The 15,461-nt window shown below is 29.1% G+C and carries 10 protein-coding genes and 1 riboswitch; all 10 genes read right to left on the bottom strand.

The window, feature by feature from the left end; all coding sequences use genetic code 11:
• Positions 1-39 precede the first annotated feature (39 nt).
• The 10 genes from CNEONATNEC86_RS06365 to CNEONATNEC86_RS06325 all read right to left on the bottom strand — a co-directional run bounded on the left by CNEONATNEC86_RS06365 (position 40) and on the right by CNEONATNEC86_RS06325 (position 15,007).
• Positions 40-897, bottom strand: coding sequence for an alpha/beta hydrolase (locus tag CNEONATNEC86_RS06365; RefSeq protein WP_159135712.1), 858 nt, complete (start codon positions 895-897; stop codon positions 40-42).
• Between the two features lie 191 nt (positions 898-1,088).
• Positions 1,089-2,045, bottom strand: coding sequence for an NAD(P)-dependent oxidoreductase (locus CNEONATNEC86_RS06360; RefSeq protein ID WP_159135711.1), 957 nt, complete (start codon positions 2,043-2,045; stop codon positions 1,089-1,091).
• A 483-nt stretch (positions 2,046-2,528) separates the two neighbouring features.
• Complete coding sequence (locus CNEONATNEC86_RS21770) at positions 2,529-2,831, bottom strand: beta-galactosidase trimerization domain-containing protein (protein ID WP_200848508.1); 303 nt, start codon at positions 2,829-2,831, stop codon at positions 2,529-2,531.
• Positions 2,832-2,866: 35 nt separating this feature from the next.
• Positions 2,867-3,652, bottom strand: a complete 786-nt coding sequence (locus tag CNEONATNEC86_RS21195) for a beta-galactosidase (protein WP_125149187.1) — start codon at positions 3,650-3,652, stop codon at positions 2,867-2,869.
• 200 nt (positions 3,653-3,852) lie between these two features.
• Positions 3,853-4,215 (bottom strand): HD-GYP domain-containing protein, encoded by a 363-nt coding sequence (locus CNEONATNEC86_RS06350; protein WP_276328055.1) that lies wholly within the window; start codon positions 4,213-4,215, stop codon positions 3,853-3,855.
• 462 nt (positions 4,216-4,677) lie between these two features.
• Positions 4,678-9,933, bottom strand: coding sequence for an NPCBM/NEW2 domain-containing protein (locus CNEONATNEC86_RS06345; RefSeq protein ID WP_159135710.1), 5,256 nt, complete (start codon positions 9,931-9,933; stop codon positions 4,678-4,680).
• Positions 9,934-10,094: 161 nt separating this feature from the next.
• A riboswitch (cyclic di-GMP riboswitch) is annotated at positions 10,095-10,178 on the bottom strand.
• Positions 10,179-10,372: 194 nt separating this feature from the next.
• Positions 10,373-10,762, bottom strand: coding sequence for a VOC family protein (locus tag CNEONATNEC86_RS06340; RefSeq protein ID WP_058294432.1), 390 nt, complete (start codon positions 10,760-10,762; stop codon positions 10,373-10,375).
• 102 nt (positions 10,763-10,864) lie between these two features.
• The gene (locus CNEONATNEC86_RS06335) at positions 10,865-12,313 is read right to left on the bottom strand and encodes a PTS transporter subunit EIIC (protein WP_125149190.1); all 1,449 of its coding nucleotides are present in this window, start codon (positions 12,311-12,313) and stop codon (positions 10,865-10,867) included.
• Between the two features lie 81 nt (positions 12,314-12,394).
• Entirely contained in the window at positions 12,395-13,789 is a 1,395-nt protein-coding gene (locus CNEONATNEC86_RS06330) for a GH32 C-terminal domain-containing protein (protein WP_125149191.1), read from the bottom strand.
• A gap of 240 nt (positions 13,790-14,029) precedes the next feature.
• A complete protein-coding gene (locus CNEONATNEC86_RS06325) occupies positions 14,030-15,007 on the bottom strand; it encodes a LacI family DNA-binding transcriptional regulator (protein WP_058294429.1) in 978 nt (325 codons plus the stop codon).
• Between the last annotated feature and the right edge of the window lie 454 nt (positions 15,008-15,461).

Here is a 15,461-nt window from a genome sequence, read left to right as displayed (position 1 = left end):
GCACTTAGCTTGACAATTCGTCATATAAAAAAACACATATTAATGTAGATTTAATTTATACTTAATATAGTCAATTATATATTGCTGCGCTTCTATAGCTTTTTTATCATGTCTCATAGTAAACCCATGTGCTACATCATAAAATCTTTTTCCAGTAACCTCAACACCTGCTTGCATTAATTTCTTTGCATACTCTTCTGCTTCTTCTCTCAATGAATCAATTTCACAAGTAATAATTAATGCAGGAGGTAATCCCATCAATTGTTCATTGGTCGCAAATACTGGCGAACACAAAGGGTTTTTAGCATCCTCTTCAGAACGATACGCCTTATCAAAAGCATATGCTATTTGTGGCTTAATTGCTCCTTCTGCGTAAAATTTATCATATGGTGAAGTAAAAATATCTAATGGTGGATAATCCAATATTTCCGAAACAAACTTAAATTCATTAGAATCATTAGCCATCATACACACAGCTGCCGCGATATTACCACCTGCGCTATGTCCACCAATAACCATTAATTTTGGATTAGCATGAAACATATCCGCATGTTCTACAACATATTTTATAACTGAATAAACCTCTTCTTTATCTTCTGGAAAAGTATGTTCAGGTGCAAGAACATAATCAATATTTATAATAGTCATATTTGTCTGTTCATATAGTCTTTGACAAAAATGGTCCTCATTTTCTGGACATCCCATTACAAATCCACCACCATGAAGATTAAAATAAACTGGAGCATTTAAATCAGTTGACATATGAATTAACGCTCTTGTTTTTCCTTGGCTACTTGGAATATAGATTTCTTTCCCTGTAACTACATTATTTTTATATCTTTCAATATTATCTTGACGCATTTGATTAATAAGATTAATTAATTTTTCTCTATCCATTTTCCTATCCTCAATTCATTTTTAAATATCTATTACTAAATAACATTCTTGGTAGACAGTAATAGCAATAGCTAATTGGGTATACACAGTCTCCAATTTGCGCTACATATATATGGCGCACACTCAATTAATTACAAATCTTAAGTCTATGGTAATCTTTTTTTGCACTTATATTTAAACATACTTTAATATTATTTAACAATATTAATAGGATTTCCTTTAATAAATGCTTCAGCATTTTCAGCTAATAGGTTTATAAGTCTTTGTCTTGATTCAAGGCATCTCCATCCTATATGTGGAGTAAGAATAACATTCTTCATATTAAAAAGTGGATTATTTAATTCTGGAGGCTCTTGTTCTTGAACATCAAGTGCTGCTCCTGCAATTTTTTTATTTTTAAGGGCTTCAATTAAATCAATTTCATTTATAATTGCACCTCTTGCAGTATTTATAATACAAGCTCCTGGCTTCATAAGTTCTAATTTAGATTTATTAATAAGATGTTTTGTATCAATAGTTAGAGGGCAATGCAAAGTAACAAAATCACATTTTTTAAGAAGTTCTTCAAGACTCACAAATTTAATAGTTGAATCTCCTAAATCTTTTGGAGTTCTACTATACACAAGTATGTTCATTCCTAAAGCCTTAGCCACTTTTATTACTTGCTGACCAATAGATCCAGCTCCAATAACTCCAAGAGTTTTATTTTGTATTTCAAAATGAGGTACTTGAAGATACTTAGTAAAGTTATCATAATTTTTATTTTCAATCATCCTTTGCTGTTCTGATAATGATGATGTTAAATTCAGTATAAATGTAATAACCAATTGAGCTACTGCCTCACTGCTATAGCCTGGAACATTAGCTACATATATACCTTTTTCTTTTGCAGCTTCAATATCAATGTTATTATAGCCTGTACCAGCTTCACAGATTAATTTAACACTAGACGGAAATTTTTCAATTAAATCTCTGCCAATTGTCATCTCCTTGGTAATTACTATTTCTTGATCTTTAACTCTTTCTAAAATCTCTTCAGTACTACTATCTTCATATTTAGTAACTTTACCCAAATCATCCATTTTTGAAAAATCTAACTTATTATCAAAGTTTATTTTGCTTGAATTAAGAAATACAATATTACTCATTTTCTCCCCAGCTTTCCTAGTAATATAATTTTACTATATGCTAATATTCTTAACAGGTAATGTTTTTACTTATATTTATACTTTTATCCCTGTTTATATTGATATTATACAACAAATATATATAATGTAAAAAAATATTACTGGAAAACAAAATTCCCAGTAATATTTTAATGATAAATGTCTTAATAACACAAAACTATCTAGAGTCTTATTTAATCCTTTCTTAGATTAGTTCAACATTATTGTTTAAATTTTATTTTCTATAAGGCTTTCAGTTAATAGACTCTATTCCTTATTATTTCTTTATTATCTTACTTTCATATGCCTTAAAAGCAATTCCATCAAAGACTTTAACCTCTTGAGAAAGCTATTTAAAGTTACTACTGATAATTCATTATAAAATTCATCATCATACATAAATAAGCTTTCTGCAGTAGTTGTTTTAAACATATCTCTAAATACTGTGCCACTACCTTCTATACCTTAAAATTCATTTATATCTTTGATTGTAACATTTTGTCCTTCTTGAAGTGATTCTATTTCTTCAACAAATCCACCTATTAAATCTGTATAAAAACTTGGATTGTATTGACCTAATGTTAGATTATTATAGTAATCTTTAATAGCTGTTCTAAAACTAAATACTACTTTACCGCCATTTTTAACAAATTCTCTAATTCTTTCTTGAACTTCATGAAATTTTCTTCTTTTCTTGTTATCTTGATCTATTATTCCATAACAATATTGCTCTGCGCCCTTAGTTGCACCTCTATATCTAAAATACATAAGAGAATTACAGCCATGTGCATAGCTTGATATGATCACATCTTAGCTTGGTTTGGTCTTGGGAGATATCCAATAACATCATGGCCTTGTGCTCCCATTATAGCTTCTGTAATCATCCAGAAATTTTCTCTTTTAGTACCTCTCATGAAATCTAATCCGCAAGCAATTTCATGAGCTGGTATTGGCTCTCTTTGCCCTCCCCATACTGGATAATTATTATATGCCACAATATCAATATGTTTTGCAACCTTTGAAAAGTCAAAACTTTTATCAAAATAGCCCCCTGAAAAATCATGTATTATCACTGAGTCTTTTCCTAGTATTTCTTTTAAAATATTAACTTGTAATTTTGCATAATTCTCTACGCTTAAGCTTCTAAATCTTTCCCATTCCATTCTAAGGCTTGGATTATGAGTCGTTATTGTCTTTGCTGGAAGAGGAATTTCATCAAAGTCATTGTAAGTCTGAGACCAAAATATAGTACCCCAAGTTTCATTTAACTTATTTATATCATTATTATAAGCTTCCCTTAAATAATTTCTAAAAGCTTCTCTACATTCATTACAGAAGCATACGTCACTACCTTCATGTCCAAACTCATTATCTATTTGCCATGCAACTATAGCTTCTTCATCTTTAAAATGTTTTGCAAGCTCTCTTATTATTTTTTCAGTATATTTATGATAAGTCTTACTATTAAAACAGTATTGTCTTCTTCCACCAAAGACTCTCTTAGTATTATCTTCAAATTCTCCTAATACATCTGGATGTCTTTTAGCAAGCCATGCTGGCATAGTCGCTGTAGATATTCCAAAAATCACCTCAAGTTATTTGTGCTGGTAAATAACATGCTAATCTAAATACTCCTTTCAAAGATTTTCTATTATAAATTTTAGCTTAATATAGCTATTTAAAGAATAAGGACCGTATCATCTACTTGTGATACGGTTCCATGCTATATGCCTATATGAGGCTACTTTATTCATAACTGTAAATCTTATATTATAAAGTTAAACGTCTATTAAATAAGCCTCTTTTTTTCAAAGTTACTTAAAAGATCTTCATATTCTTTCATTATATTATTATATATAGTTAACGTTTCCTTTGTATTTGCTCTTACTCTACCCAATATGAAATCATATTTATCTATTACTATGTTACAAATATCACTATCAATCTTATTATTTAATGCCATATCATATAATATTGATATTACTGTTTCTTTAGGGAATTCCCCTTTATAACTTCTTTTACCAACAAGAGCACTTATTATATCTGCTATTGCAACTATTCTTACTTCGAGTGAAATCTCACTATCTTTTAATTTAAATGGATATCCTGTCCCATCTAATTTTTCATGATGTAATGCAGATATATCTCTTATGTCATCTAAACCTAAATCACTTAATATTCTATATCATATGCTGCCTCTTCTCCATGCCCTACCATTCTATTATCTACTGAATCTAGAGTTTTTTGTATTATCATTAAAATGTTCTTTAAACTTACTTCTATCATTTTCCACCCCTGAAGCATTTATTGTTATAAATTCTAAAAAAATCAATGCTATTATAATACTATATATTATAAAGTTATCTCAACGTTAATTTTTGATATTGTTAAACATAATATACAAACATCTAAATGTTATCAATCTTTAGGATTACTCTCTATTATTTACTCTTAACTAAATACTGTATATTAATAATTTTAATATTATATACTGCTTCTGATAATTTTATAAAATCTAATCCAAATTACAAGTAAATTAATTTTTCTAACTTAAAATCATAAACAAAATCCCCCTTAGATTAAGTCTTCATAATCTAAGGGGGTTTTTATGCTATTATTTTACATTAAACATATAAAGTGATTGAGTTAAGAAGTTATCTTCTTTATCCTCATATATTACATACATACTATGGAAATATTTATCAAAGTCTGAAATATCAAAAGAAATAACCCCATTTTCATCTACTAATTTATCTAAAGATAAATCAATAGCTTCATTACTTCTATTACTTCTTATAATTATTTCTTTTGGTTTTAATTTCTCACCATTTCTATTTAATACTTTATAATCTAAAGTTATTTTATTATCTTTTGCATAAAGCATACCTTCTGTTATTACTTGAGGATTTGCATTTAAATTAGTTAATTTTTTAAGATTCTTAAGTGGTGATAAATCTTTTATTTGATTATTTGATACATCTAATAACTCTAAGTTTTTAGCATATTCTAAACCTTCTAAGCTTGAAATCCATTTATCTGAACATGATAACTCTGTTAATTTATGCATATTACCTAAAGTTATATCATCACTTGATAAATTAAGTGTCTCTTTTATACTGTTTTTAAGAGCTTCATCTTTTATAGTTATAACCTGATTTATGTCTACATTTTCCTCTAAATTAGATATTGCTCCATTTAATTCTAAGATAGTAGAATCTATTTCATCTTGACTGCTCACCTTATCTCTTAGAATAGCTTCAGCTTTCTTTAAAGCTTCTTCTAATACTTCAAATGATTTTTCAGTATATTTATCCTTCTCGTAAGTCTTTGCTGTCTCAACTACTGTCTCTAATTCTTCATAATCTGATTGTATCTCATTTACAAAATGAAGTTTAGCATCTCCCCATGTAGCGTGATCTGATCCTATTCCATTTCCACCATCAGTTACTACAAGCTTTAATTCTTTAGCTCCATTTATATCAACTTCTAAATACTTCATAGGATCTTTTGATTTCATTAATTTACTATCAAATTTCTTCTCTCCATCTACATATACTTCAAATGTAACTGATCCTACTGTACCAAACATTTCTCTATCCACACCAACATATGAGCTGAAGTATGAATAATCTTTATCTGTTAAATCATATGTTATAGTTGAATTTGAGTGAGCTCCTATACCTCTTTCAAATGATACTTCCTTACCGTTTTCATTAGTTAATCTTAAAGTATTATTACCATTTGATATATCTTTTTTAGGGTTAGCATAGCTATTTTTAGTAGATGTCCAATCATAATCTGTTAAGTATCTATAATCATTCATATTAACTACTGCTATAGTTCTAGTTTTAACTACCTCATTACCATCATTATCAATTACTGTATAAGTTATTGGATACTTTCCTGTTTTATTAAAGTTTACTTTACCAGTTACTTGAACCTTATCAGTTATATCTCCATCTTCAGCATCTATTGCACTATATTTTTCGTTTAAATCTATTACTTCTCCAACTTTAGTAGATACTGATTTTGGTATAGTTAATTTTGGTTTTGCATTATTGGTAGTTAATTTAGGATTAGCTATTACTGAATGGTCTGAAGTATTTCTATCTCCAGCATCAGTAACTTTTATTACTAATTCTTTTACTCCCTTAACTGGTACATTTATATATACCATATTATCTGCATGCTTTAAAACATCAGTTGTAGCTAGAACTTTATCATCACCTATTATTTCAAATTTTATACTAGAGTTATTTTGTGCTTCTATTCCTAAATCAACTCCAAGTAAAGCTTCGAAGTTATCATAATCTTTATCTGATAAATCATAAGTTATTGTACCATTTGCATGTATTCCAAAGCCTTTTTCAAATTCTTTTAACTCTCCATTTACTCTGCCTTTTATACTAGAGTTTCTTCTTGGAGTCCCCCACTCCGTTTTTACAGATGTCCACTCTTCATCTGATAAATAATCATAATCACTTACTACTTCAACTTCTACAATCTTTTCTGCCACTACGTCATCATCATTTACTGTATACTTAACTTGATATACACCTTTCTTGCTCGTGTCTACATTGTGGACAGCTTCAACCTTAGAAGTTATGTCATTTCCTTCATAGTCTAATACTTTTATATAATCCATAGGATTAAACTCTTCTTTTAATTTTAAAGTTATCTTATTCTGTTGAATGTTTATATTTGGTGTAAATTGATATATTGAAACAGACTTACCTGTCCCTAAGTTAAGATCATAAGGTACTACTTCATACTTAGAATTCTTAGCTTTATCTGCATTAGTATCTGTGAAAGTATTAGTTCCAGTAAATCCTATTACCTCACCATCTCTTAATATTTCATATCCTAATAAATCTGGTTTAACTTTATCATCTACATCAAATGTTAACTTAATTCCATTTTCTACTTTGTTTAAAGAAACTTCTAAATTTGTATCTTGAGTGAATCCATTTCCTTTATAATTAGCCTTGCTATTATTTAAATACCATATCTTCTTATCTGGTTTTGGATATTTGATAGTTTCTTTTTTAGTTTCCTCATTAACCTCAAATCCATGTCTAGCAAAGTATTCACTTAAATCTTCGCCTATTACTTCTGATGAAAATTTAATTAAATATTGCATTTTTACGTTCTCAGGATTTTTATCTCCTAAGCTAACATTTCTTTCTCTATATAACTTATTTAAATTGCCCCAATAACCTGGCTTATACATTTCTAATTGCCAGTATACAGCCAATCTTTCAAATGCTTCACCATCTGCATATTTATTAGAATTTTCACTTATTACATTTTTATAAATTTTAGATTCATATGGTATTCTATTATCTATTTTATTGTAATATACAGACATATGCATAGGTAACATATTATTTGTAATTTCACCATATAATCTTGCATTTACATCCATTCTGTGACCTATTTCATGAGTTAATCCCCAAGATGGTCCTCTGTCTTCAAATGGAATTAAGTGATTTGCCATTACGTCACTTAATACTCCTATATGATTAGTATATGAATACATATATGCAAATGGTTGTGCTAATCTAACATTTTCCCTTATATATTTAGGGTCATTTTGCTCACTACTTCCATCTAAACCGTAGTATTTAAAAATTTCTTCCATATGAGTATTGTAAGATTTTATTGTATCTAAAGGATTTACTCCTTGTTCAATATAAGTCTTATATGCTCCAGTTGCAGTACCTGTCCATACTAGATGATCACTTACGAACTCGAAAATATCTAATACCTTTCTGTCTAAAACATTAGGATTTTTAGCTATATCTTCATCCATTGCTTTTTTATATTCTATTAAGAATTTTTTGAATTCTTCTTCATTTGTATCTTTTGTAAGGAATGGGAATTTATCTCCCGAAGCAAATCTTATAACTGGAGCTTTAGGTTGCTCTTCTTTAGTGTATGGATTTACTATATATATTGGGCCACCTTTAGTTACCTCATGCTTATACCAACCATCTTGTGGTATCTCAGGAACAGCTATTACATTCTTACCTACCTTCAAACTCACTGTTCTCATCCAATTACCAAAGCTTCCCTCTTGTTGAGAAAATGCTAAGCTTGGTAGAGGCTTGCTTGGATCTGCATCAACATAAACAGTTATTACATCACCTGGTTTTGCAGATATACCTGTTGGTTGATTGTTATTACCAAAGCCAAACTTCAAATTATTTTTAGCATGCGCTACCATATCTCCATGTTGTTCTGCTGTAATAACTTTTACAGTAGACAATTCACCATTAAGTATTTCTTTTGCTAACTCTAATGGTTCTTTGAATGAACTTTCTAAAGGATGTCCTTTAGTTTCATTTTCTAAAGCCTGTAATTTTTCTTTAGTATTAAAGTCTTCTGATAATTCATTTCTTAGTCCATTTGTAAATAAATTATCAATTTTATCGCTTACAACATCTTGTTTATAAAATGCTATTTCTGATAATGTAGCCCAGTTTTGATCTGAATTTTTAAATTTAAATTTAACTCGTTTAAATTTAGTAGGATTAAATTTTGCCTCAACTAATCCAGATACTTTATTATGACTACCAGTTGCTACAAGTTTATATGTATCTCCTTTAGATGTTGTAGAACCATATATCTCAAATTCCTGTGCAAATCCTTTTCTATCAGATTTTCTTGCTCCATATACTATTCTATTTAATTCTACAGCGTCTTTAAATTCTACCTCTACTTCATTTGTAAAATCACCTTTATTTGATGTATTAGTTTCCCAATATGTATCCACATTACCATCGATAGCATTTGTTATTACTTGTCCAGAATAATAACCTCCATTATTGCTAATACTCTTTATATTATTATTATCCATTTTAAATAAATTTGAATATTCTTCATTAGAATAATGTTCAAATTGCTTTGTAGTTGCTGTTGTAGCTTCTACATTTTGATCATTTAATAATTCTCTAGCATTTTCTATATATTCTTTAAAATCGCTGTATAGTGGATGATTTTTTACTTCTTCCTCTAAAGCATCTATCTCTTCTATACTATTAAACTCTTCATTAATTTCACTCATTGTATCATCAGTAAATAGTCTATCCATTTTATCGCTTAATTTATCTTCTTTATAGAACATAAATTCTGATGCTGAAGCCCAGTCTTGATCAGCTTTTTTAAATACAAACTTTATTCTTTTAAACTTTGTTGGATTAAATTTAATTTCTACCACATCACCAGTAGAACCTTTATATTCCCCGCTACTTACTAATGTAAAATCATCTTCTCCATCAGTAAGAGAGCCGTATATTTCTAATTCTTTAGCAAAACCTTTACCCTTAGCTGATGATTGTCTCGCTGCATATACTATTCTATTTAAAGTTGTTTCTTCATTTAATTTAAATACTACTTCATTTGTAAAGTCAGATTTATTTTGCTTTTTTGTTTCCCAATGTGTAGTAAAATTGCCATCTATAGCGTTTTCAATAGATGAATTATTATTATAGTTACCTCCATTGCTAGTTATAGATTCAATATTTGAATTATCCATTTTGAATATTTCGTTATAAGCACCTATATTACTGCTATTTAATAAATCAAATTTACTTATAGTTGCTGTTACAGCAGCACCTGTAGTTTCCATTATAGGCTCTGTCTCAATTTCTGTTATAGTTGCTGCAGCTTCAGTTGTAGCTTGTACTCCTTGCTCACTTACTAATTCACTAGCATTTTCTATATCTTCTTTATCCAATATAGGTTCTGCTGTTGAGGCCAATTCTTCCTTAGCTTTTGATATTCTACTTGCTAATGCCTCTATTGATGATACTGAGAAATTAATAGTTACTGCGGCTGCCACTATGGCTGCTATTTTTCTTTTATTCATTTTTTACCCCCATAATTATTATTCCCCATAAGATGTACATTAAAAAAAGGCTACTCAAAAAAAGAGTAGCCTCATATTATCTTTATAAATTTAGTATTTTACATATTCAAAGAATGTAATATTACTAAATTAATCTAAAAAACAAAAAGTATAATGTACTCTTTGGCAACTGGCTGACATAGTTATAAACCTTAGTCCCTATAGCTTTGCGTCTCTAGATTTCTCTAAATTTGCCTATTTAATTTTACATACATTAGAATATTATCATCATTATAGAATAATTTCAATATCTCTTTATTAAACATTTTATTGTTTTAAAAAACATGTTAGTGAAACATGGCCTAATGGAAAGCAAATTCAAACATTTTATATTTGTGCTAAGATATTTTAATTTGCTTTATTCTGAATAAATTGAGTATATATAAATTGACTTATAACTCTATAACTTCTGACAAAATTCTATTTTTTCATTATTTACTCCTTGAATTTCAAAGTGCTTTATTCCATTGCTCCAAAATGGTAGAAATTCAATATTTTTATTTAATATAGTTAATTTATTTTCTTTACAATCCTTAAAAGCAGCTTCAATATCACATACATCTAAGGCTATATGATCTATAACTCCAATTTCATTGAAATTAGATTTATTCTCCCATGTTTCTATTATTAACTTATTCAATTCAAGAAACGCAACTTTTGATCCATCTTCAAGGCTTTCTCTTTGAATCACCTTAAATCCTAAGCTCTCATAAAACTCTATAGTTTTATCTATCACTAATGTTGGTATCCCTATGTGTTGAAGCCCTGTTATATTTTCATTTAAATTCATATCTTTTTCCCTCTCGCCTTCCTGTTAGTGTATTTATATCAAAAGCTATGATTTAAGTATTAACTTAGATAATAGCTTTCATCAATTCTATATAATCTTAATCTAAATAGCTTTACTATTTTTTTTGCTTACATCCTCATAACCTTTAGGTACACCCTTCACCTTATCGTATATAAATAAAAATACAATTGGTAAAGTAAATGCAACTAAGTTTCCTACAATATAAGGTATAAGAGTTTGTGGTGTTACTATTGTAAGACCTGGAAGTACAGTTAACCCTTGACCTATTGCTTTAACATCAAATATTTTCATTATTACCCCACCAAATCCTGCACCTATAAAAGAACAAATGAAAGGTATTATTGAATACTTTAAATTAACTGCAAAAATTGCTGGCTCTGTTATGCCAACTAATGATGGAATAAAGCTTGACATAGCTATCTCTCTGTCCTTAGACTTTTTCTTATATAGAAGATACATACCTATAGCACCTCCACCTTGCGCTATTATAGATACTGACCATATTGGTTGTATATAGTTAAATCCTGTAACAGCAACTAAGTTTGCCTCTATACCTTGTATAGCATGTTGAGTTCCTGTGACAACAAGTGGCTGAAGTGATGCTGCAAATACAAATGCTCCAAATGCTCCACCTTTATTGTATAATAAATCTATAACTGCTCCTAATCCTGTACCTATCGCATTTCCTAAAGGTCCAAATATAGTAAACAATGCTAAGTTTGAAAATAGTATAGTTATGGTTGGAACTAATATATAAGCTAAAACTTGTGGTGCGTACTTATCAGTAATCTTTTCTACTTTAGATAAGAACCATGCTGTAAGAACTGCTGGAAATACTCCTCCTTGGAATGCTACAGCTGGTATTACAAGTCCAAATAAATGCCAATATTCAGGTTTTACTGTACCTAATACATATTGATTTCTATCTGCAAGTCCTGGATGTATCATAACAAATCCAACCAAAAGACCTAATATAGGATTTCCACCAAAACGCTTTGTTGCACTGTACATTACTAGTACTGGTAAATAATCAAATGTAGTTGCTATTATTTTTAAGAACTTAGCTAGATCGGCAATAGTTGTGCTCTTATCAGCTAGAGAACCCTCCATTCCAAATAAACCTTGTGTAGTAAGAATAGATCTTATACCAAGTATCATCGCAGCTCCTATAAAAGCTGGTATTATTGGTATGAATATATCCGAAAATACTTTAAATCCTTGTTGTAGTTTTCCTTGTTTACTAATGCCTTCATTTTTCATCTCTGAAACAGACACTTCTTTAGCACCTGTCAATCTAGCAAACTCAGCATATACTTTTTCTACAGTTCCTGAACCAAATATAATTTGTAACTGACCACTGTTGAAAATTACTCCCTTAGCTCCTTTTATATTTTCAATGGCTTGTCTATTATATAGAGAATTGTCTTTTAATATTAAACGTAGTCTAGTTATACAATGAGTAGCACTACTAACATTTTCTTTTCCCCCAACATTCTCAATGACTTCTTGGGCTATTTGCTTAAAATCCATAAGTTTTATCCTCCCGTATATTCATTATATTTCTATCAAGTTTTATCTTGCTAGAAATACTTTATTTTTTATTCGATTAAATTATCTATTCAAAGTTTTTGATATAGTTGTGTTCGATGTAGTTATAGCACCATCTGTAACCGTAAGCGCTATTGCATCTCCAAATTTCTTATAAATTCTAGCATTTAATGCTACTCCATCTATATATAAAGTTGATATTGTATCATCTACTATTAATCTTAAGTTGTATTCTTTATTTACTTCCAAATATATTGGTCTTTCTAATCCTTTATTCATCATTTGGAACCACTTATAATTTGGATTTTTATCAAAAGTGAATCTATTATCTACTAAAGAGAATTTATATTCATACGCTTCGCTTAATTCTTCATCTTCATAAAATCGTATAGAAAATTCTCTTGTCCCTTCTTCAAATTTTATTGTTGTTTCAAATGCGAATAATCTTCCAGCATCTTTACAAATAATTGCTTCTTCTCTAGTATCTATTGTTTTTAAAGACAAAGATTCTAACTCTTCTCTATTTGTAAATGTATTCCAAACTGAGTCTGGTACCTTAGTTCCTAGAGTTCCATCTTCTCTTTGATAAACTTCATGAGGTACTAAAGTTCCGCCCCATTCATATTGGTTCATATCTTCACAATTTAATTTTGTAGGAACCCATCCAAATAATATTCTTCTATTTCCATCAAATGCAGTTCTTCCTGCATAATATGCACTTCCATCAAATGCATCATCTTTAGGTCTAATCCATGGTCCCTTTAAACTTTTGCTCATTCTATATAATATTTTATTTTGTTGAGAGTACTCTGAGTAAACTAAGTACCACCATTCACCTATTTTAAATATCTCTGGCATCTCAAACATTGTATATATACCAGGACTCCAGAAATCACCTTGAAAATTCCAATCTTTTAAATTCTTAGATGTAAATGTAACTAATCTTCCAGTTTGTTTTCTTTTATCACCTTCAGCTCTAGCCCCTAATATTAAGAAATATTCTTGATTTTCTTCATCCCATATTACGTATGGATCTCTAAAGTCATATTGACTATATCCTTTAGGTGGAACTAATTTTAATTTTTCTTCCGATTTATTCCAATCAACTAAGTCATCACTAGTTGCATGCATTAAAACTTGAGATACTTTTCCTACTTTTAAAAATTCTCTATTGTATCCTGTGTAAAATGCATGAAGATTTCCATCTTTATCTTCAAATACGCTTCCAGCATATATAAATTGATCTGGTTCATCATCTCTTCCTCTTTTTAAAGATTCGCCAAAATTTTTGTAGTTAACAAAATCTGTAGTAGTGGCTAATGCCCATCCAAATGGCTCTCCAAATGGAGCTGGATTTCTAGTGTCTCTTTGGTGGTAAACATAAAATACTCCATCTTTAGAAAATGGCATACAGTCTCCAAACCAATAACCTTCGGGTTGATAATATAGTTTATGCATAGTGTTTTCCTCCCAAGTAAATAAAATTTTTTTCATGTATATGATTGCAAATTTTTATATGTCAATCGTTAACATGTTTATGTAATGATTATATGCTAAACGTTAACATATGTCAATCGTTAACATATATATTATTAAATAAAATTTATTATCTTAATTAGAGGTTATTTAAAAATAAATAATATAAGACAATCTTCTATGCCATTAACACAAGCAATAGACTATTGTCTTATTTATCACTTATATAGTTTTGCCTTTATGTAGAACTACAGGTAATCCTATTTCATTATCTACTTCTTCACCATTTATTTTCCTAATTAGTTTATCTACAGATACTTCCGCTATCTTTTTGATTGGTTGTTTTATTGTTGTTAATTTGGGCAAGTAAACTAGAGTTTGACTAGCACCGTCAAATCCGATTACTTTTAAATCATTTGGCACGTCTATACCCTGATTTTCACATATATTGAGTACCATAGATGCTAATAAGTCATCTCCTGCAAATACCCCATCAATATCTTTATTTGCAAGAATTATCTCTTTTACTAACTCAAACTTTTCTTCAATAGACTTTATAAACTCTACTTCTGCAATATTTACTTTCAGATTATTCTCATTCATTATATCTATATATGCTTGTGATCTTTTATTAGCAGGTAACTTTAGCTTACTATTTCCTCTAATACATAATATATTTTTACATCCCTTTTCTAATAAGCTTTCTACTGCCAACCTTCCTCCTGCATAATTATCGCAAGATACTGTAACTACATTTTCACCTAAATATCTATCTATAGCTACTACTGGTAATCCAGATATATTATAATCTGGTATGTTGTCATTATGTGTTCCTACAATTATTCCATCAACTTGGTTTCTACGTAGCATAGTTAGATAATCTTGTTCTTTCTTAGGGTTATTCATACTATTACATAATAATACTTTGAATCCCTTTTCAGATAATATAGTTTCTATGTATGATATTAACTCTACATGAAATGGATTGTTTATCATAGGAAATATAAGGCCTATAAGATTTGTTTTATTACTTAATAATGCTCTTGCTATATCATTTGGATAATACTCGACATCTTCTATTGCGGCATAAACTTTCCTTTTTGTTTCTTTACTAATATATCCTCTATTATTTAGCACTCTAGAAACAGTGGTAGCCGAAACACCTGCTACTTTGGCTACATCTTTTATACTTGGTTTCATAACTAAAATACCACCTTATCTTATTAAAACATTTATTTTTTATTATATCAGATATATCAATCTTAATCATTAAAATAGTTGACTTTATAATTCCCCTTAATAAACTTATAAAAATGAAAGTCACTGTATGTTAGGTGTTAAAAAGTATTCTCTAGCTATAATTACGTTGTGTTGTTTTTCTCTTGTATCATAGTAATGCTCGTTATTTTGTTTGTTATATCCATAAAAAATTCAATAACTATTTCATAAAAATATCTGCTGTCAATGTTTGAGATTATTATTCCAGGATAAACTAATGAAAGTTTATCCTGATACCACAATCATTTCTATTGACATTTATAGTTTTTATCTAAACAAAAGTAGTGATTATAAACATTTAACCTATATTATAAACATACTTCAAAAATGTAACTACTTATCACTATAATCAACTAAAAACAAACTGGTGTTAGTA

Source organism: Clostridium neonatale, from assembly GCF_900465025.1.
GTDB lineage: Bacteria > Bacillota > Clostridia > Clostridiales > Clostridiaceae > Clostridium > Clostridium neonatale.
The sequence above is the reverse complement of the archived record's forward strand: the minus strand, read 5'-3'. Positions and strand labels throughout refer to the sequence as shown.